Source organism: Caballeronia sp. LZ032 (assembly GCF_031451315.1).
In the GTDB taxonomy this organism is placed as follows: Bacteria; Pseudomonadota; Gammaproteobacteria; order Burkholderiales; family Burkholderiaceae; genus Caballeronia.
In genome coordinates, this window is sequence record NZ_JARUXP010000001.1 from 2,774,426 (window position 1) to 2,794,348 (window position 19,923).

The 19,923-nt window shown below is 64.7% G+C and carries 19 protein-coding genes; 12 read left to right on the forward strand and 7 right to left on the reverse strand.

The window, feature by feature from the left end; all coding sequences use genetic code 11:
• Positions 1–233: 233 nt before the first annotated feature.
• Positions 234–1,010 (reverse strand): enoyl-CoA hydratase, encoded by a 777-nt coding sequence (locus QCE69_RS12955; RefSeq protein ID WP_309931071.1) that lies wholly within the window; start codon positions 1,008–1,010, stop codon positions 234–236.
• 136 nt (positions 1,011–1,146) lie between these two features.
• Here QCE69_RS12955 and paaN point away from each other — a divergent pair, with 136 nt between their 5' ends.
• The 4 genes from paaN to paaK all read left to right on the forward strand — a co-directional run bounded on the left by paaN (position 1,147) and on the right by paaK (position 5,644).
• Positions 1,147–2,856 (forward strand): phenylacetic acid degradation protein PaaN, encoded by a 1,710-nt coding sequence (paaN, locus tag QCE69_RS12960; RefSeq protein ID WP_309931074.1) that lies wholly within the window; start codon positions 1,147–1,149, stop codon positions 2,854–2,856.
• A 169-nt stretch (positions 2,857–3,025) separates the two neighbouring features.
• Positions 3,026–3,817 carry a 2-(1,2-epoxy-1,2-dihydrophenyl)acetyl-CoA isomerase PaaG gene (gene paaG / locus QCE69_RS12965; protein ID WP_309931076.1) on the forward strand — a complete coding sequence of 264 codons (792 nt, stop codon included), beginning with the start codon at positions 3,026–3,028 and terminating at the stop codon, positions 3,815–3,817.
• A gap of 69 nt (positions 3,818–3,886) precedes the next feature.
• Complete coding sequence (gene paaI / locus QCE69_RS12970) at positions 3,887–4,273, forward strand: hydroxyphenylacetyl-CoA thioesterase PaaI (RefSeq protein WP_309931644.1); 387 nt, start codon at positions 3,887–3,889, stop codon at positions 4,271–4,273.
• A 69-nt stretch (positions 4,274–4,342) separates the two neighbouring features.
• Positions 4,343–5,644, forward strand: a complete 1,302-nt coding sequence (paaK, locus tag QCE69_RS12975; protein ID WP_309918627.1) for a phenylacetate--CoA ligase PaaK — start codon at positions 4,343–4,345, stop codon at positions 5,642–5,644.
• A gap of 68 nt (positions 5,645–5,712) precedes the next feature.
• On the opposite strand, the gene QCE69_RS12980 is transcribed toward paaK, so the two are convergent.
• Both QCE69_RS12980 and apaG read right to left on the reverse strand, forming a co-directional pair.
• A complete protein-coding gene (locus QCE69_RS12980) occupies positions 5,713–6,966 on the reverse strand; it encodes a murein transglycosylase A (RefSeq protein ID WP_404987318.1) in 1,254 nt (417 codons plus the stop codon).
• A gap of 101 nt (positions 6,967–7,067) precedes the next feature.
• Positions 7,068–7,442: a Co2+/Mg2+ efflux protein ApaG gene (apaG, locus tag QCE69_RS12990; protein ID WP_309810061.1), complete on the reverse strand. Its 375-nt coding sequence runs from the start codon at positions 7,440–7,442 to the stop codon at positions 7,068–7,070.
• A 261-nt stretch (positions 7,443–7,703) separates the two neighbouring features.
• On the opposite strand from apaG, the gene rpe reads away from it, so the two are divergent.
• The 8 genes from rpe to QCE69_RS13030 all read left to right on the forward strand — a co-directional run bounded on the left by rpe (position 7,704) and on the right by QCE69_RS13030 (position 14,947).
• Entirely contained in the window at positions 7,704–8,393 is a 690-nt protein-coding gene (rpe, locus tag QCE69_RS12995) for a ribulose-phosphate 3-epimerase (protein WP_309810063.1), read from the forward strand.
• Positions 8,390–9,130, forward strand: coding sequence for a phosphoglycolate phosphatase (locus tag QCE69_RS13000; RefSeq protein WP_309918636.1), 741 nt, complete (start codon positions 8,390–8,392; stop codon positions 9,128–9,130). The genes rpe and QCE69_RS13000 overlap by 4 nt, the downstream gene beginning before the upstream one ends.
• Before the next feature lie 392 nt (positions 9,131–9,522).
• Positions 9,523–11,019, forward strand: a complete 1,497-nt coding sequence (trpE, locus tag QCE69_RS13005; protein WP_309931082.1) for an anthranilate synthase component I — start codon at positions 9,523–9,525, stop codon at positions 11,017–11,019.
• Between the two features lie 12 nt (positions 11,020–11,031).
• A complete protein-coding gene (locus QCE69_RS13010) occupies positions 11,032–11,619 on the forward strand; it encodes an aminodeoxychorismate/anthranilate synthase component II (protein WP_309810071.1) in 588 nt (195 codons plus the stop codon).
• A gap of 14 nt (positions 11,620–11,633) precedes the next feature.
• Complete coding sequence (gene trpD / locus QCE69_RS13015; RefSeq protein ID WP_309931083.1) at positions 11,634–12,668, forward strand: anthranilate phosphoribosyltransferase; 1,035 nt, start codon at positions 11,634–11,636, stop codon at positions 12,666–12,668.
• Positions 12,669–12,679: 11 nt separating this feature from the next.
• Positions 12,680–13,465, forward strand: coding sequence for an indole-3-glycerol phosphate synthase TrpC (trpC, locus tag QCE69_RS13020; RefSeq protein WP_309810076.1), 786 nt, complete (start codon positions 12,680–12,682; stop codon positions 13,463–13,465).
• 21 nt (positions 13,466–13,486) lie between these two features.
• The gene (locus tag QCE69_RS13025; protein WP_309931085.1) at positions 13,487–14,158 is read left to right on the forward strand and encodes a CYTH domain-containing protein; all 672 of its coding nucleotides are present in this window, start codon (positions 13,487–13,489) and stop codon (positions 14,156–14,158) included.
• A 9-nt stretch (positions 14,159–14,167) separates the two neighbouring features.
• A complete protein-coding gene (locus QCE69_RS13030; RefSeq protein WP_309931087.1) occupies positions 14,168–14,947 on the forward strand; it encodes a uracil-DNA glycosylase in 780 nt (259 codons plus the stop codon).
• A 115-nt stretch (positions 14,948–15,062) separates the two neighbouring features.
• Here the strand turns inward: QCE69_RS13030 and QCE69_RS13035 are convergent, their stop codons facing one another.
• The 4 genes from QCE69_RS13035 to QCE69_RS13050 all read right to left on the reverse strand — a co-directional run bounded on the left by QCE69_RS13035 (position 15,063) and on the right by QCE69_RS13050 (position 19,776).
• Positions 15,063–15,659: an NAD(P)H-dependent oxidoreductase gene (locus tag QCE69_RS13035; RefSeq protein ID WP_309918650.1), complete on the reverse strand. Its 597-nt coding sequence runs from the start codon at positions 15,657–15,659 to the stop codon at positions 15,063–15,065.
• A 196-nt stretch (positions 15,660–15,855) separates the two neighbouring features.
• The gene (locus QCE69_RS13040; protein WP_309931645.1) at positions 15,856–17,655 is read right to left on the reverse strand and encodes a PDZ domain-containing protein; all 1,800 of its coding nucleotides are present in this window, start codon (positions 17,653–17,655) and stop codon (positions 15,856–15,858) included.
• Positions 17,656–17,803: 148 nt separating this feature from the next.
• On the reverse strand, positions 17,804–18,535 hold the full coding sequence (locus QCE69_RS13045) for a DsbC family protein (protein WP_309931089.1): 732 nt from the start codon (positions 18,533–18,535) through the stop codon (positions 17,804–17,806).
• A gap of 68 nt (positions 18,536–18,603) precedes the next feature.
• Complete coding sequence (locus QCE69_RS13050; RefSeq protein WP_309931092.1) at positions 18,604–19,776, reverse strand: UbiH/UbiF family hydroxylase; 1,173 nt, start codon at positions 19,774–19,776, stop codon at positions 18,604–18,606.
• Positions 19,777–19,923 lie beyond the last annotated feature (147 nt).

A 19,923-nucleotide genomic window follows, 5' to 3' on the forward strand; every position in this document is an offset into this window, starting at 1 on the left:
GTCTTGCGTCGCTGCATCAGCAGCAGAGAAACGAGATTATGAACAACGTTTTGAAGTCTGTCAACAAGAAATTCGAACTTCCTTTCTCGCTGACCGCGCTCGGTGTATTCACCACCTGCCCCATAGCGCGACGTCCAACCCGTCTTTCCCGCTCCCTTCGCGTTCATCGAATCGCGAAGGAACGGAATTCTAGTGACCCGGATCGAGAAGCGCAAGCACTTTTCGATGCACCATCACCGATGCTTGAACACAGGCTTCCGCTTCTCGACGAACGCCGCCATGCCCTCTTTCTGGTCTTCAGTCGCGAACAGCGAATGGAACAGGCGCCGCTCGAAATGCACGCCTTCGGAGAGTGTCGTCTCATAGGCGCGATTGACAGCCTCCTTGGCCATCATCACGGCAGGCAGAGAGAAGCCGGCAATGATCGTCGCGGCCTCGATGGCCTCGTCGAGAAGTCGATCAGCACCGACGACGCGCGACACCAGACCTGCACGCTCAGCTTCGGCTGCGTCCATCATGCGTGCGGTGAGGCACATGTCCATCGCCTTGGCCTTCGACACGGCACGCGGCAGACGCTGCGTCCCGCCCGCCCCCGGAATCACGCCGAGCTTGATTTCCGGCTGACCGAACTTCGCGGTGTCCGCGGCGATGACGATGTCGCACATCATCGCGAGTTCGCAACCGCCTCCCAGCGCGAATCCCGCCACCGCCGCAATCACCGGCTTGCGAATGGAGCGGATGGCCTCCCAGTTGCGCGTGATGTAGTCGCCCTTGTAGACGTCCATATACGAATAACTGGCCATCATGCCGATATCCGCGCCCGCAGCGAACGCCTTCTCGCTGCCGGTCAGAACGATCGCGCCAATGTTCTCGTCGGCATCGAATGCCTTCAACGCACTTCCCAACTCGTTCATCAGCGCGTCGTTCAACGCGTTCAGCGCCTTCGGACGGTGCAGCGTAATAAGTCCGACGCGATCGCGCGTCTCGACCAGCAGATTTTCGTATGCCATTCGCTCCTCCTTGCGATCCTCAGGTAAGCCCTAATGAAAACAGTTCGTCACCCCAACCCGATGATGCTAACATTACCAACCAACCGGTCGGTTAATTATTTAACCCGGCGCCTTCCTCCGTTCTCCTCAAGCGACCATGACACATCCGCTATTCACGAAGCACGAAGCGACCCTCGATCGGGCGCTCGCCGCCATTGAAACGCGCGGCTACTGGAGCCCGTTTGCCGAAATGCCGAGCCCCAAAGTGTACGGGGAAACGGCCAATGCCGATGGCGAAGCCGCGTTCAAAGCGTATCTCGGAAAGACGTTCGAACTGGATCAGCCTTCGACGGGTGAAACCGTCGGTAGCGAGCGTTCGCCGTTCGGCATTGATCTCGATGTCCGCTATCCGCAGTCCTTTCCCGACACCCTCATCCAGGCAGCCTCGAAGGCGCAGGCCGCCTGGCGCGCCGCCGGACCGCGTGCATGGGTTGGCGTGAGTCTCGAAATTCTCGCGCGCGTGAATCGCGCGAGCTTCGAGATCGGCTACAGCGTCATGCATACCACCGGCCAGGCATTCATGATGGCCTTCCAGGCAGGCGGCCCGCACGCCCAGGATCGCGCGCTCGAAGCCGTGGTCTATGCCTGGGACCAATTGCGCCGCATTCCGGCCGAAGCACACTGGGAAAAGCCTCAAGGCAAGAACCCGCCGCTGGCGATGCAAAAGCGCTTCGCTATCGTTCCGCGCGGCACCGGTCTCGTGCTCGGATGCTGCACGTTCCCGACCTGGAACGGCTATCCAGGCATGTTCGCCGATCTCGCAACCGGCAACACCGTCATTGTCAAACCGCATCCGGGTGCGATCCTGCCACTGGCGATCACCGTGCGCATCGCTCGTGACGTGCTGCGCGAAGCGGGCTTTGATCCGAACGTCGTGACCCTGCTCGCCACCGAACCGAACGACGGTGCGCTGGTCCAGGAACTCGCCGTGCGCCCCGAAATCAAGCTCATCGACTTCACCGGCAGCACGCAGAACGGCACCTGGCTCGAACGCCATGCGCATCAGGCCCAGGTTTATACCGAGAAGGCGGGCGTGAACCAGATCGTCATCGACTCGGTTGACGACATGAAGGCCGCCGCCCGCAATATCGCGTTCTCGCTTGCGCTCTACTCGGGCCAGATGTGCACGGCGCCCCAGAACATCTACGTGCCGCGTGACGGCATTCGCACCGCCGAAGGCCAACTGAGCTTCGACGACGTCGCCCGCACGCTCGCAGGCGCCGTCGAAAAGCTGACTTCCGACCCGGCCCGCGCCGTCGAACTCACGGGCGCGATCCAGAACGAGGGTGTCGTGGAGCGTATTGCCGAGGCACGCAAACTCGGCGACGTGCTGCTCGACAGCCAGTCGCTCACGCACCCGAACTTCCCGCAAGCGCGCGTGCACACACCGCTGATGCTCACGCTCGACGCCCGGACGGACAACGCCAGGTTCACCCGTGAATGGTTCGGTCCGATCTCGTTTGTCGTCGCCACCGATTCGACCGCGCAGTCGCTCGAACTGGCCGGCGCCATCGCGCACGAACACGGCGCGCTAACGCTCTCGGTTTACAGCACCGACGACAAGGTGATCGACGCTGCTCACGAAGCGGCCATCCAGGGCGGCGTGGCGCTCTCGATCAACCTGACCGGCGGAGTGTTCGTCAACCAGACCGCCGCGTTTTCCGACTTTCACGGCACGGGTGCGAACCCGGCAGCCAACGCCGCGCTCTCGGACGCCGCTTTCGTGGCGAACCGCTTCCGCGTGGTGCAAAGCCGGGTCCATGTTGCGCCGGAGGCCGCGCCAGCGGAAGTCGTCCAGACGGCCTAAGCCGCGCGACACAAAACGTGCAATGCCGACTGCACCCGCTGCCGGGTGCAAGCGGCCTATGCCATTCGGCCGAATGGAAAGCGGCGCGGCGCGCGGCTAGTATTGGAACGGTAACGAAACGAACCCGCCACGCGCCGCTGCGGCAAGCATCGGCGACAGAGGAGAATTCATGTCCGAAAAATCCGTGTTGTTCCATGTCGATGGCGAAACGCGCGTCGCAACCGTGACGCTCAATCGTCCCGACAAGCTGAACAGCTTCACGCGCGAGATGCATCGCGAGCTGAATCAGGCGCTCACCGAAATCGAAGCAAGCCCTGCGCGCGCGCTCGTCATCACCGGCGCGGGCCGGGGATTTTGCGCGGGTCAGGACCTGGCCGACCTCGACTTCACGCCAGGCGCCATGTCCGATCTCGGCGACCTGATCGAGGCTCACTTCAACCCGTTGGTGCGTCGCCTCCAGGCATCGCCGCTGCCGATCATCGCCGCGGTGAACGGCACGGCGGCCGGTGCGGGCGCCAATCTCGCCATGGCTTGCGACCTCGTGATCGCGGCCCGTTCGGCGAGCTTCATCCAGGCGTTCGTGAAGATCGGGCTCGTGCCCGATTCGGGCGGCACCTGGCTCCTGCCGCGCCGCGTCGGCGAAGCCCGTGCGCTCGGCCTCGCGCTCACCGGCGAAAAGCTCGGCGCGGAGAAGGCGGAAGCGTGGGGAATCGTCTGGCGCGTGGTCGAAGACGGCGAGTTGCAGCAGGCGGCCGCCGGCCTCGCCGCTCAGCTCGCCCAGCAGCCTGCCCGCGCCGTAACCGCGATCAAGCAAGCCATGCGGGCCAGCGCCACCCGGACATTCGACCAGCAACTCGACCTCGAACGCGATCTGCAACGCACGCTCGGCGCATCGCACGACTACATCGAAGGCGTCGCCGCATTCAAGGAGAAGCGCTCGCCGCGCTTCGAAGGGCTGTAAGCGCACGCATCCGCAAACACGGAGAACCCTGTGACACCTCAAGAACTCGCCGAAGCCACGGCCACCGCCATGTACGAAGCCGACGCGTGCTCGCGCGCGCTCGGCATCGAATTGATCGAAGTGCGGCCGGGCTATGCGCGTCTGCAAATGGATGTGCGGGCCGACTTCCTCAACGGCCACGCCATCTGCCACGGCGGCCTGATGTTCACGCTGGCGGATTCCGCGTTCGCCTTCGCGTGCAACTCGTACAACCTCAGCACCGTCGCGGCAGGTTGTTCGATCGAGTTCCTGCGTCCCGTCCGAGGCGGCGATCGTCTCACTGCCGAAGCCGTCGAGCAGACGCTGAGCGGGCGCACCGGCATCTACGACATCCGCGTGACGAACCGCGAGGGCGAGCCGGTGGCGTTGTTCCGCGGCAAGTCCGCGCAGATCAAGGGCACCGTCATACCCGTCTGACCGAACTCATTCATGAAAGCGGACGGGGATATCAAGCCGCGCCGCACAGTCAGCTTCAAGGAGACAGCAATGAACGCACCGCTGCCGCTCGAGCCGATCGAGAAGGCGAGCCGCGACGAACTCGTCGCGCTGCAGCTCGAGCGCCTCAAATGGACGCTCAAGCACGCCTACGAGAATTCGCCGGTGTACCGGCGCAAGTTCGATGAAGCCGGAGTGCATCCCGACGAAGTCACGTCGCTGGCTGATCTCGCGCGCTTCCCGTTCACCACGAAGAAAGACCTGCGCGACAACTATCCCTTCGGCATGTTTGCGGTGCCGCAGGAACGCGTGTCGCGCATTCACGCTTCCTCGGGCACGACAGGCAAGCCGACCGTGGTCGGCTACACGGCGCAGGATCTCGACAACTGGGCGAATCTCGTCGCGCGTTCCATTCGCGCGGCCGGCGCGCGGCGCGGCGACAAGGTCCACGTGAGCTACGGCTACGGGCTCTTCACCGGCGGTCTCGGCGCGCACTACGGCGCGGAACGCGCGGGTCTCACCGTCATACCGTTCGGCGGCGGCCAGACCGAAAAGCAGGTCCAGCTGATCCAGGACTTTCGCCCCGACATCATCATGGTCACGCCGAGCTACATGCTGTCGATCGCGGACGAACTCGAACGCCAGGGCATCGAGCCGGCGAACTGCTCGCTGCGCATCGGCATCTTCGGCGCGGAGCCGTGGACGAACGACATGCGCCGCGCCATCGAGACGCGCATGGGCATCGATGCCGTGGATATCTATGGTCTTTCCGAAGTGATGGGACCGGGCGTGGCGTCGGAGTGCGCCGAGACGAAAGATGGCCCGACCATCTGGGAGGACCACTTCTACCCCGAGATCATCGATCCCGATACGGGCGAAGTGCTGCCTGACGGCGAATTCGGCGAACTCGTCTTCACGTCGCTCACGAAGGAAGCGCTGCCGATCATCCGCTATCGCACGCGCGACCTGACGCGGCTGCTGCCCGGCACGGCGCGCACGATGCGCCGCATGGAAAAGATCACCGGCCGCTCGGACGACATGATGATCGTGCGTGGCGTCAACGTCTTCCCCACGCAGATCGAGGAATTGCTGCTGAAGCGTCCCGTGCTCGCGCCCCACTACCAGATCGTGCTGACCAAGGAAGGGCCGCTCGACGTGCTGACCCTGAACGTCGAACCCTGTCCCGAATCGGCGCCGGACCTGGGCGCGCTCGACACGGCAAAAGCCGCGCTCGCCTACGACATCAAGGCGATGATCGGCGTCAGCGCCGTGATCAACGTGCTCGGCGTGAACGGCATCGAACGGTCGGTCGGCAAGGCGCGGCGCGTGGTCGATCGCAGGAACCTGTCTTAAACGCACGAAAAAAAGCTCGCGAACCCAAAGGCCGCGAGCTTTTCATCAACCGCTGCGCCAGGCCGCGATCAGGAGTTCGGCATCAGCAGCCACATGCGGCCGCCCTGCTTCATGCGTCCCGCGAGATCGCCGGCGTCGTCGCCCAGACCCCAGAAGTAGTCAGCGCGCACGCCGCCCTTGATCGCCGAGCCTGTGTCCTGCGCGAATACGAGACGGTTCATCGGCTGATTGCTGAGCGGACGCGTCGTCTGCAGGAACACCGGCGTGCCGAGCGGAATCGCCGAAGGATCCACCGCGATCGAACGTTCCGGCGTCAACGGCACACCCAGCGCGCCGATCGGACCGTCGCCAAGGCTTGCGGCCATTGCCTCGTTCGAAGGCATTTCGCGGAAGAAGACGAAGCGCGGATTCACGTCGAGGAGGGCATCGACCCGCGCCGGATTGGCTTTGGCCCACGCCTTGATGCCCTGCATGGTGGCCTGCGCGGGCGTCAGTTCGCCGCGATCGAGCAACTCCCTGCCGATCGACCGGTACGGCTGATTGTTGGTGCCGCCGAAGCCGACGCGCATCACGCTGCCGTCTTCCATCGTCACACGCCCCGAACCCTGCACTTGCAGGAAGAACGCTTCGATCGGATCGTCGACCCATACCAGTTCGTTGCCGGTCAACACGCCCGAACGTTCGAGCTGCGCGCGCGGCGGCAGCGCCGAGCCCGCCTTGTAGCGATACGGCCAGCGATACAGCGCGTACTGATACGGCCCGTGACGCGTGCGCGAGCCGCGCAGCAAGGGCTCGTAGTAGCCCGTCACGAGGCCGTCGAGCGTGCCGTCGTTATTGGCGAGCTGGAAGGGCGTGAAATAGGCCTCGAAGAAACTGCGCGCCGCCGACATGTCGAGATCGTCGAGCTGCTGCGCCGCCGCGCAAGCCTTCTGCCAGCCAGCCTGACGCGCAAGCCGGCTGCAGTTCTGACGCAGTGCCGCTGTGGCGCCGATCAGTGAATCGTCCTGCCAGCCTGGCACCTGCTGCCAGCTCACCGGCGTGAGACGCGACGCGGCGCGCTGGCCCGGAACGATGGGCGTGCCCGTCGCCGTGGTGGGACCGGGCTTCACATAACTGCCGCCGCCGCACGAGGCAAGCAGGACGGCGGTTGCGATCGACGCGGCCCAGGCCGCAGCCCGTGTGGCTGACTGCGCGGCTGTCCGCGAGAAACCTCTACAATGCTCGTTCTTGATGGGAACCACCATGTCTGATCTGTTCGACGAATACCCAATGCTTATTTTCGCGCTCGAGTCGCTCGTGGCGCTTGGCTTGCTGATCTTCATCGTCGTATGGACGGCGTCAGGCAAGAAAAAGCAGCAGAACCGCAGCAACGATCCGGCAAAACGGCGTTGAACATGCCGTAATGCGACGTCGCGGGCGGCGCTCAATGAAGCGTGCGCGGCATGTGCAGCGCGAATTCCGCCACCGGCGCCTCGAAGCGCTCACCGTCTTCCGCCACGCAGAAATACTCACCGCGCATCGTGCCGACCGGCGTGGCGATCACCGCCCAGCTCGTGTATTCGAACTGCTCGCCCGGCGGCAGCAAGGGCTGGTGTCCGACCACACCGAGCCCCTTCACTTCCTGCACGTGATCGTTGCTGTCGGTGATGATCCAGTGACGCGAGATCAACTGCGCCGCGACCTCGCCGGTATTGCGAATCGTCAGCGTGTAGGCAAAAGCGTACTGCCGGCTATCAGGGTCCGACTGCTCCGGCAGATACCGCGTTTCCACGGATACGCTGAATTCGTACTGAGCCATCGTGGTTCCAGTGACAGGTCGATGAAGACATCGACCAAGCGACCGGCCGCAGCGCCGCGGCCAGATCCGGGAAACGGCGCGCAGCCGCGCCGCCATTGGTCTGGCATTCTGCTTGATGCGCGGCGTGCCCGCAACACGCGCGGCGCCGCGACGCCACATCCGTGCATTCCGCGCATTCGTCCTAAGCCGTTCGGACGAAGGACTCGTTTGATCAACGCGAGTTAAAATCACGCTTCCAAGTCGCTACCTCTCTCTACATCCATGGCGCCATTCCATATCGCTCCCAGCATCCTGTCGGCGGATTTCTCCCGCCTCGGCGAGGAAGTCCGCAACGTCGTCGCCGCCGGCGCCGACTGGATTCACTTCGACGTCATGGATAACCACTTCGTCCCGAACCTGACCATCGGCCCGATGGTGTGCGAGGCCATCCGCCCGCACGTGGACGTGCCCATCGACGTGCATCTGATGGTCGAGCCGGTCGACCGCATCGTGCCCGATTTCGCCAAGGCCGGCGCCAACGTCATCAGCTTCCATCCGGAAGGGTCGGTTCACATCGACCGGACGCTCTCGCTGATCCGCGATCACGGCTGCAAGGCCGGCCTCGTGTTCAATCCGGCCACGCCGCTCAACTATCTCGACTACGTGATGGACAAGCTCGACCTCGTGCTCATCATGTCGGTCAACCCGGGCTTCGGCGGCCAGTCGTTCATTCCCGAGGCACTCGTCAAGCTGCGTGAAGCACGCAAGCGCATCGACGCCTATCGCGAACGCACAGGCCGCACGATCCATCTGGAAATCGACGGTGGCGTGAAGATCGACAACATCGCGGAAATTGCCGCGGCCGGCGCGGATACGTTCGTCGCGGGCTCGGCCATCTTCGGCAAGCACGACTACAAGCAGGTCATCGACGCCATGCGCGCCGAACTCGCCAAGGCGGGAGCACAGGCATGAGCGACACAGCAGCGGCGCAGGCGCCTTTCGTGAACCGGCCCATCCGCGCCGCCATCATCGATCTCGACGGCACCATGGTCGACACCGCGGACGACTTCGTCGCCGCGCTGAACGCGATGCTCGCGCGCATCGCGGTGGATCAGCCGGTCACGCGTGCCGAAGTCACGGACTACGTCGGCAAGGGTTCGGAGAACCTGATTCGTAGTGTGCTCGCGGCGCGGCTGCCGCACTCGCAGGCGGTTGCCCAGTTCGACGACGCCCTCGCCATCTATCAGAGCGAATACGCGAAGGTCAACGGCAAGCATTCGACGCTGTTCCCCGAAGTGAGGGAAGGGCTCGATGCCATGCGCGAGCTCGGCATTGCGCTTGCCTGCGTGACCAACAAGCCGCATCGCTTCGCGGTGGAACTGCTCGCGCACTTCGGCATCGCGGATTATTTCAGGGTGATTCTCGGCGGCGACTCGCTGCCCGCGAAGAAGCCCGATCCCCTGCCGATGATCACCGCCTGCGAACGTCTCGACGTGCTGACGCGCGAAACCGTGGCCGTCGGCGACTCCGAGAACGATGCCCTCGCGGGCCGTGCGGCAGGCCTCGCAACCTTGACGGTTCCGTACGGTTACAATCATGGGAAGCCTGTGCAATCGGTGAAGTCCGATGGTATAGTCTCCTCGCTGCGCACGGCAGCACTGGCGATAGCCGCCACCTTGGCGCCGCCGGATACCACCCTGACTGAATAAGTCCATCAATCATGTTTCTCAACAGAAAACGGAGTCTGAGCAGCATCGACCGGGGAGCCTGGCCCTGGCGTCGCTGGTCGCGCTAACCTCGCCCGAGGTCCGCTGAAGCCATGTCGCTCCCTGCCGCATCCGCTTCAGCATCCGTTTTTTGTTTCGCTGCGCATTTCCGCGCCGTTTCTGTCGAACCGTATTACGTGCATCTTGCGCACACCGCGCATCGAGCCGAACCTCGTTCGCGCGTCCCGCGTGAATGATTCGCCCGGAGCCGCTTCGCCTCGTCGAAGCGGCAAGGTCGCCGTATGCGATGATCACGGGAACCGACCGCCCGCAGCGCCCGCTTTTCCCCGATGCCGCGCCTCCCGAACCCCGCCCGGCACGCAAAGGATCGCAACATGACCGAACTCGAATTCCAATCCCTGGCGAACGAAGGCTATAACCGCATTCCGCTGATCGCCGAAGCCCTCGCCGACCTCGAAACCCCGCTCTCTCTTTATCTCAAACTCGCCCAGCCCGAGCGCAATGGCGCGAACTCGTTCCTGCTCGAATCCGTCGTGGGCGGCGAGCGCTTCGGACGTTACTCGTTCATCGGCCTGCCGGCGCGCACCATCCTGACCGTACAGAACGGCAAGTCGCAAGTGCTCACGGATGGCAACGTCGTCGAGACGGATGAAGGCGATCCGCTGGCGTTCATCGAGACCTATCAGAAGCGTTTCAAGGTGGCGACCCGTCCGGGCCTGCCGCGCTTCTGCGGCGGCCTGGCCGGCTATTTCGGTTATGACGCGGTACGCTACATCGAGAAGAAGCTCGCCGACACCGCGCCCCCCGACGATCTCAATCTCCCCGACATCCAGTTGCTGCTGACCGAGGAAGTCGCGGTCATCGACAATCTCGCGGGCAAGCTCTACCTCATCGTCTACGCGGACCCGACCCGCCCCGAAGCCTACGCGCGCGCGAAGCAGCGCCTGCGCGAACTGCGTGCGCGTCTGCGTGCGACGGTGCAGCCGCCGGTGACGTCGGCGAGCGTGCGCACCGAAACCTTCCGCGAGTTCAAGAAGGACGATTACCTGAACGCCGTGCGGCGCGCGAAGGAGTACATCGCGGCGGGCGAACTGATGCAGGTGCAGGTCGGCCAGCGTCTGACCAAGCCGTTCCGGGACAATCCGCTGTCGCTGTATCGCGCGCTGCGCTCGCTGAATCCGTCGCCGTACATGTACTACTACAACTTCGGCGGCGAAGTGCACGTGGTGGGCGCGTCGCCGGAAATCCTGGTGCGCCAGGAAAAGCGCGCCGACGATCACATCGTCACCATCCGCCCGCTCGCCGGCACGCGTCCGCGCGGCAACACGCCCGAGCGCGACGCCGAACTCGCGACCGAACTGCTGAACGATCCGAAAGAAGTCGCCGAGCACGTGATGCTGATCGACCTCGCCCGCAACGACGTCGGCCGGATCGCGCAGACGGGCTCGGTTACGGTGACGGACAAGCTGGTCATCGAAAAGTACTCGCACGTGCAGCACATCGTGAGTTCGGTCGAAGGCAAGCTCAAGCACGGCATGAACAACTTCGACGTGCTGCGCGCCACCTTCCCCGCCGGCACGCTGTCCGGCGCCCCGAAGGTCCGCGCGATGCAACTGATCGACGAACTCGAACCGATCAAGCGCGGGCTGTATGGCGGCGCGGTCGGTTACCTGTCGTTCAGCGGCGAAATGGATCTGGCCATCGCGATCCGCACCGGCGTCATCCACAAGGGCAACCTGTATGTGCAGGCGGCAGCGGGCGTCGTCGCCGATTCGGTGCCCGAATCCGAATGGCAAGAAACGGAGAACAAGGCGCGCGCCGTGCTCCGCGCCGCCGAGCAAGTGCAAGACGGCCTCGACAGCGACTTCTGAGGAGACAAGACCATGCTGCTGATGATCGACAACTACGATTCCTTCACCTACAACCTGGTCCAGTACTTCGGCGAACTCGGCGAAGACGTGCGCACGTTTCGCAACGACGAGATCACGCTCGATGAAATCGCGAAGCTCGCGCCCGAGCGCATCTGCCTCTCGCCGGGACCGAGCAATCCGCAACACGCGGGCATCACGCTCGACGTGCTGCGCGAATTCTCCGGCAAGCTGCCCATTCTCGGCGTCTGCCTCGGTCATCAGGCGATCGGCGAGGCATTCGGCGGACGCGTCGTGCGCGCGCAGACCATCATGCACGGCAAGGTGAGCCAGATCGAGACGGACTGTAAAGGCGTATTCGCCGACCTGCCCAAACACTTCAACGTGACGCGCTATCACTCGCTGGCGATTGAACGCGAATCCCTGCCCGACTGTCTGGAAGTGTCCGCGTGGACGCCGGACGGCGAGATCATGGGCGTGCGCCACCGTGAACTCGAAGTGGAAGGTGTGCAATTCCATCCGGAATCGATCCTGTCAGAACATGGCCACGCGCTGCTCGAAAATTTCGTAAAGCACACGGCCGTATCCGGACAACGCGCTTGAACAGGCTCGACAACATGACCATTACTGCACAGGAAGCGCTGCAGCGCACGATCGAGCACCGCGAGATCTTTCACGACGAAATGCTGCATCTGATGCGCCAGATCATGCGCGGCGAGATGTCGCCCGTCATGTCCGCCGCCATCATCACCGGCTTGCGCGTGAAGAAGGAAACCATCGGCGAGATTGCCGCGGCCGCCACCGTGATGCGCGAGTTCGCGAATCACGTCGAGGTCGAGGACAACTCGAATTTTGTCGACATCGTCGGCACCGGCGGCGACGGTTCGCACACGTTCAACATTTCCACTGCGTCGATGTTCGTGGCCGCGGCCGCCGGCGCGAAGGTCGCGAAGCACGGCAATCGCGGCGTGTCCAGCAAGTCCGGCAGCGCCGACGTGCTCGAGGCGCTGGGCGTGAATATCGACCTGTCGCCGGAACAGGTGGCGGCATCGATTGCCGAGACTGGCATGGGCTTCATGTTCGCGCCCAATCATCATCCGGCGATGAAGAACATCGCGCCGGTGCGGCGCGAACTCGGCGTGCGCACCATCTTCAACATTCTCGGTCCGCTGACCAATCCGGCCGGCGCGCCGAACCAGCTCCAGGGCGTGTTCCATGAAGACCTCGTCGGCATCCAGGTGCGCGTGATGCAGCGCCTGGGCGCGAAGCACGTGCTCGTCGTGTACGGCAAGGACGGCATGGACGAAGTCTCGCTCGGTGCCGCCACGCGCGTCGGCGAGCTGAAGAACGGCGAAGTGACCGAGTACGAGATCCATCCCGAGGACTTCGGCCTGCAGATGGTGTCGAACCGTTCGCTGAAGGTGCAGGACGCGCAGGAATCGAAAGCCATGCTGCTCGGCGCGCTCAACAACAAGGCCGGCGTCGCGCGCGAGATCGTCACGCTGAATGCCGGCACGGCGCTTTATGCGGCCGATGTCGTCGAGTCGATCGAAGCCGGCATGGCCGCCGCGCGCGAGGCCATCGAGAGCGGCGCGGCGCGCGAGAAGATCGACACGCTCGTCAAGTTCACGCAGCAGTTTGCGAAGCAGTAAAGGAAGCCAACATGAGTGACATCCTGGACCGCATCATCGCGGTCAAGCGCGAGGAAGTGCGCGCGGCGGAACTCAGCGCGCCGCTCGAAGAGCTGCGGCTCGAAGCCACGTCGCGTGATCTGCGCGACTTCGTCGGCGCATTGCGCGCGAAGCATGCGGCCAATCAGGCCGCGGTCATCGCCGAAGTGAAGAAGGCGAGTCCGTCGAAAGGCGTGCTGCGCGAGCATTTCGTGCCCGCGGAGATCGCGCGTTCCTACGAGCAAGGCGGCGCCGCGTGCCTCTCCGTGCTCACCGACGTGCAGTTCTTCAAGGGCAGCGTCGCCTACCTGCAGGAAGCGCGCGCCGCGTGCAGCCTGCCGGTGCTGCGCAAGGACTTCATCGTCGACCCGTATCAGGTCATGGAAGCGCGCGCGATGGGCGCCGACTGCATCCTGCTGATCGCCGCCGCGCTCGAACTCTCGCACATGCAGGACCTCGAGGCCTACGCGCACTCGCTCGGTCTCGCCGTGCTGGTCGAAGTGCACGACGCCGACGAACTGCGCGACGCGCTCACGCTGAAGACACCGCTCATCGGCATCAACAACCGCAACCTGCGCACCTTCGAAACGAGCATCGAGACGACCATCGGCATGCTGGAGATGGTGCCGGAGGATCGCATCGTCGTGACGGAGTCGGGCATTCTGTCGCGTGTCGATGTCGACCGCCTGCGCGCGATGCACGTGCATACCTTCCTGGTCGGCGAAGCGTTCATGCGCGCCGACGATCCTGGCGCGGAACTCGCGCGCATGTTTTTTTGAACTCATCGACGGGACCGGACCTTGGGCATCGAACGGGAACTGAAACTCGCGCTTGCGCCGTCGCAGCATGATGACGTCGCACGCTTCTTCGACGAACACACCGGCCCGGGGCGGCCGATCCAACTGACCAACGTCTACTTCGACACCTCCGCCTGCGCGCTGGCGAAAGCCAAGTCCGCGCTGCGCCTGCGCCGCACGCCGGAACAATGGCTGCAGACCTACAAGACGCTGGGCAAGAGCGTCGCGGGCCTGAGCAACCGTCAGGAGTGGGAGCTGCCCGTCGAGCGCGACGCGCTGCAGATCGACGCGCTGCTCGACGCCTGCGACGACGAAAGCGCGCGCGAGACGCTGGAGCGCGCCGCGCCCGAACTGATCGCGCTGTTCAAGACCGATTTCCGGCGCATCGTGTGGGACCTCGAACGCGAGGGTTCGCAGATCGAAGTGGCGCTGGACCTGGGCGACATCACCGCCGATGTCGACGGCGAGACGCGTCGCGCGAAAATCAGCGAACTGGAACTGGAACTGAAATCCGGCGAGGAGAGCGCGCTGTCCTTGCTCGCCGCCGAACTGCGCGGCGCATTTCCGGAACTGACGCCGGAAGATCTCAGCAAGGCGCAGCGTGGCTATCTGTTGCGCAAGCAGCCGGATGAAAAGCATCGCGATGAAAAGCACGAGAAGCATCCCGACGCCTGATTGCCCAGCATGAGCCAACAGTCTTCTCTCTTCGAGGATGCCGGCAACGCGCCGGCGTCGCCCGGCACGACGCTGGAAAGCCAGTTCGAAGCGCTGCCCGCCGACTGGCGCCGCCACCTGCAACCGTTCATCGACAGCAAGCACTATGCAGCGCTGTGCGCGTTCGTCGATGCCGAGCGCGCCGCCGGCAAGACCGTCTATCCCGCCGATGTCTTCCGCGCGCTCCGTCTCACGCGCCCCGCCGACGTGAAGGTCGTGATTCTCGGCCAGGATCCGTATCACGGCGAGGACAAGGGCGCGCCGCAGGCCCACGGGCTGGCGTTCTCGGTACCCGCGCCGGTGCGTCCGCCGCCGTCGCTGCGCAACATCTTCAAGGAAATCCACGCGAGCCTGGGCTTCCCCGCGCCCGCCCACGGCTGCCTGGATTCATGGGCGAAGCAAGGCGTGCTGCTGCTCAACACGTCGCTGACGGTGGAACGCGACCGCGCCGGCAGTCACGCGAAACGCGGCTGGGAGCAATGCACCGACACGCTGATCCACGAAATGGCGCTGCGCCATGACGGACTGGTGTTCATGTTGTGGGGCGCGCACGCGCAGGCGAAGCGCGGCTTGATCGAAGGCACGGGCAAGGCGCATTGCGTGCTGGAGTCGGCGCATCCGTCGCCGTTGTCGGCGTATCGCGGCTTTTTCGGCTGCGGGCATTTCGTGCTCGCCAATGAATACCTGACGAAGCATCGCCGTCCGGCGATCGACTGGCGGCTGCCCGCCGAGCCTGAACTGCTGGCCTGACGCTTCCGTGCAAGCCATGAGACGCAAAACGCCCCGCTGACAAATATCAGCGGGGCGTTTTACTTGATGCCTTGATGCCTTGATGCCTTGATGCCTTGCTGCCGGAGCGAGACGCTTACAGCGCCGCGATCGCCTCGCGTGCCGACGCCAGCGCCGCGCCCGCCACTTCCGGACCCATGTTCAGGCCTTCGGCGTAGATGAAGTTCACGTCGGTCAGGCCGAGGAAGCCGAGGAAAGTCTTCAGGTAAGGCGTTTGCGAATCGTTCGGCGTGCCCGCGTACTTGCCGCCACGCGCCGACACCACGAACACCTTCTTGCCCGTGACCAGGCCTTCCGGACCGTTCGCGCCGTAGCGGAACGTCATGCCCGAACGGGCGATCCAGTCGAAATAGGTCTTCAGTTGCGACGAGATGCCGAAGTTGTACAGCGGCGCCGCGATCACGACGATGTCCGCTGCCAGCAGTTCGTTGATCAGCGCTTCGCTCTTGGCGTTGATAGCCGCCTGTTCCGCGCTGCGCTGGTCGGCCGGCGTGAAGAAGGCGCCGAGCGTGGCGTCGTCGAGATGCGGCAGCGACGCGCCGAGCAGGTCGCGCACGACAACCTTCGCGCCCGGGTTGCTTTGTTGCAGTTTTGCCGTGAGTTCGTCGGCGAGCAGCGTCGATTGGGCGCCTTGCGAACGAGCGGCGGAATTGATTTGCAGAATCGTCGTCATGATGGCTTCCTGTTCCTTGTCGGGGCACTGCGCGCGCTTGATCGCTCACGGTGTCCCATGCAGAGCTTTCGGGATTCGGGCGCTGTCTGCGCCCGGCTTAGGAAGCATTCTCCCCTTTCGACGATCGATTAAAAGCCATTCGCCCGTGACGGATTGTTGCAGGGGTAGAACAATCCGCCCGCCGGCTTCGGACGCCTCAGCCTTTCAGCCAGCGCTCGCGCCATTGCTTCGACGGGCCGCGTCCGTCGATGGCCGTCAGCAGGTAACGCACGACCTCGGGCCCGTCGAGCTTGAGTTCCGTGCGGCGCAATTCATCGCGGCGAAACGCATGGATCTCCACCTTCGCGCCCGGCAGATAGCGCGACAGCAGGCTGTCGAGATTGGAGCCGGTGACGCGCAGACCGTCGATCGCGACCAGCACGTCGCCCGCCGACAATCCGGCCTTCTGCGCCGCGCCGCCCTCGTGGACGACCGCGAGCGCGCACTCCGCGCCGCCGCGCACGCGCACGCCGAGCGTGGGCTTGCGCGCCGCGCCGTTGCCGGGCAGATCCGCCGCGAGCGCGATGCCGAACGGCTCCAGCAAGGCATCCAGCGGCAGGTCGCGGGTGCCGCGCACGCCGTCACGGAACAGCGCGCGCAGGTCCGCGCCGGTGGCTTCGGCGAACAGCGCCTCGACGTCTTCCTCGCGAATGCCGCGCGCCTTGCCGTGATAGAAGTCGCGTCCGTAGCGCTGCCACAGCAGGCGCATGACATCGTCGAGCGACTTGCGGTTGTCGGTCTGCGCGCGGATCGACAGATCAAACGCCAGCGCGACCAGCGAACCTTTCTGGTAATAGCTGACGATCGCGTTCGGCGCGTTTTCATCGGCGCGGTAGTACTTCACCCACGCGTCGAACGAGCTTTGCGCGACCGACTGCTTGAAACGTCCCGCGCCGCGCAGCACGCCGCCGATCGTCTTGCCGAGCAGGCTGAAGTAGTCGCCGGCGGTGATGAGGCCGCTGCGCACGAGCATCAGGTCGTCGTAGTACGACGTGAAGCCTTCGAAGAGCCACAGCAGCGTCGTGTAATTCTCCTGCGACAGATCGTACGGTGCGAAGGTCGCGGGCTTGATGCGCTTCACGTTCCACGTATGGAAGTATTCGTGGCTGCACAGGCCGAGATAGGTGCGATAGCCGTCGCTCAGGTCCGGCCGGCCCTGCACCGGCAGATCCGTGCGATTGCAGATCAACGCTGTCGATGCGCGATGCTCGAGCCCGCCATACCCATCGCCGACGGCCAGCGTCATGAACACGTAGCGGTCCATCGGCGCGCGCTTCGTGCGCGGCTCGAACAGCGCGATCTGCGCTTCGCAGACGCGCTTGAGATCGGCCTGGAGCCGGTTCATGTCGAGATTGACGACGCGCCCCGAGATCACGATGTCGTGCTTCACGCCATGCGCGGTGAAACTGCCGAGCGCGAATTCGCCGAGCGTGACGGGATGGTCGGCGAGTTCGTCGTAGTTGTCGGCCTCGTAGGTCCCGAAGCCGTAGCGCTTCGTGCCGCGCGCTTCGCGCAGCGCCGTGGCGACGCGCCAGTTGCGATACGCCCCGCCCTCGGGCGACTGGATGTCGACCACGCACGGCGCGCCCGACTGCCCTTCCACCGCGAGGAACACGCTCGTCGCGTTGAAGAAGCCGATGCTGTCGTCGAGATGCGCGGCGCGCACCGACAGATCCCACGCGTAGACCTCATAGCGCAGCGTGAGCGGGCCTTCGACGGGCGCCGCCTGCCACGCGTGCTTGTCGATCTTGTCGATCGCGACCTTGCGGCCCGCCGCGTTGAAGGCCTGCAAGGTCACGATGTTGCGCGCGAACTCGCGGATCATGTAGCTGCCCGGAATCCACACCGGCAGCATGAAGCGCTGGCCGGCCGGATCGGTGTCGGCGACGGTCAGCGTGACTTCGAAAAGATGCGCAGCGGGTTTTTTCGGAACGATGCTGTAATGCACCGGTTGCAGGGAAGGTGTCATCGCGTGGTCCTTGTTCTTGTGCCGGGCGTGCCGCTTGCGCGCTTTGCGCCCGTTATGCCCGCGGCCCCGGCCGGCGAACCGGAGCCCGTAAAACAAAGGAGGCGCCAGGCGCCTCCGTGCTCGTGCCGCATCGCGCTCACTGCGCGGCCGACAGTTCCTTCTCCAGCCGGTCGGCGGGCACGGCGCCCGGCAGACGACGGCCATCGGCGAGGAAGACGGTCGGCGTGCCGGTCACGTTCATCGTGCGGCCGAGCTTCAGGTTCTTGTCGATTGCAGTGGTGTCGCAGTTCGCGGCCGTGGCCGGCGCCTTGTGATCCAGCATCCAGCTTTCCCATGAATTGCCGCGATCCTTCGCGCACCAGATCGACTTCGACTTGGCCGTGGAATCCGGCGACAGCACCGGGTACAGGAAGGTGTAGACCGTGACGTTGTCGATGGACTTGAGGGTGGTTTCGAGCTGCTTGCAGTACGGACAGTTCGGATCCGAGAACACGGCGATCTTGCGGCTGCCGTTGCCCTTCACCACCTTCACCGCGTTCTCGAACGGCAGCTTCGCGAAGTCGATCTTGTTGGTTTCCGAGAGCCGCGCCTCGGTCAGGTTCTTGCTGCTGCGGGTGTCGACGAGATCGCCGATCAGCACGTAGTTGCCGGTGGCGTCGCTGTAGATGATCTGCGAGCCGAGATTCACTTCGTAGAGACCGGGAATCGCGGTCTTGTCGATGCTCTTGATGCTGGCGTCGCCCATGCGCGACTCGAGCGTCGACTTGAGTTTGTCGGTGGTGGCGTCGGCATGGGCCGGACCGGTCACGCCGAGCGTGACGGCAAGCGCCGCAGCCGTCGCGAGCGCAGAACGAAGAATGGTTTTCATGCGGTTTCCTGTGAGTCGGCCAGCGTCGCGCGAATGCCGCGCGTCGGAATATCAATCAATGTCTTGTTTCAACCGAGCGCCGCCGACACCAGCCAGCGCTTGACCAGCGGCTGCGCGCCGACGAACGCCATGCCGGTATTGCGCACCGCGCGCGCGAACGTGCCGGGCACGGCGAAGAGCCGCTGCAGGCCGTCCGTGGCGAACATGAGCTTCTGGATGTCTTCGCGGCGCGCGCGTTCGTAGCGGCGCAACAGGGTCGGGTCGCCGAGATCGCGGAACGACTCCTTGTTGGCGATGACATCCGCGAGCGCGGCGACGTCGCGCAACCCGAGGTTCATGCCCTGGCCGGCGAGCGGGTGAATCAGGTGCGCCGCATCGCCGACGAGCGCCACGCGCGGCGCGATCAGCCGGTCGACGGTCTGCAGCCCGAGCGGAAAACCTTGCGCCGGCGTCACGCAGTCGAGCGTGCCGAGCTGGTTTTGCGTCGCGGTTTCGACCTGGGCGGCGAGTTGCGCGGGATCGAGTGCGAGCAGGTCGTCGGCGTGCTCGGTGCGCGCCGACCAGACGAGCGACACGTGATCGCCCGGGAGCGGCAGCAGCGCGATGATTTCGGAATCGCGGAACCACTGGTAGGCGGTCTCGCCGTGCGGCCGCTCGGCCTTGAAATTGGCGACGACGCCGGTCTGGCGATAATCGCGACGGGTCATCTTCGCGCCCATTTGCGCACGGACCCAGGAATGCGCGCCATCGGCGCCGACGATCAGATCCGCTTCGAGGGACTCGCCGCTTGCGAGCGCGATGTGGGCCGCGTCGGCCTCGACGGTCATGCCTTGCGCGCGCGATTCAAACCAGGACAGGCTCGGCTGGAAGCGCAAGGCGGCGTCGAGCGACTGCTCGATCAGCAACGATTCGACGATCCACGCCAGCTGCGGCACCGATGCCTGGAAGGCGGAGAAGTGCAATTCGGCGTGGGCATCGCCGAACACGCGCATGTCGAACACCGGCCCCAGGCGCGAGCGGTCGAGCGCCTGCCAGACGCGCAGCCGTTCGAGCAGCGCCTGCGAGCTGGACGACAGCGCGTAGATGCGCGAATCGAACGCGGCGCCCGGCGGCAGGCCGGCGGCGCGCGACGCGACGAGCGCGGTGCGCAGCCCGGATTGCGCGAGTGCCAGCGCGGCCGTCTTGCCGACGAGCCCGCCGCCGACGACGATCGCGTGGAATTTCAGTGGGTGCGAAGTCATCCGGGCATTATAGCTGTGGGGGTCGGAGGGGTTTGGGGGCTTGCAGATGCGGGCGCAGGCTCAGGCCCGCCGACCTTCGAGGTCCGGCGCAACGGTACGCAACGGTACAATAGCGGCTTGCCTGGCCGCGGCACGCGGCCGCCGGTC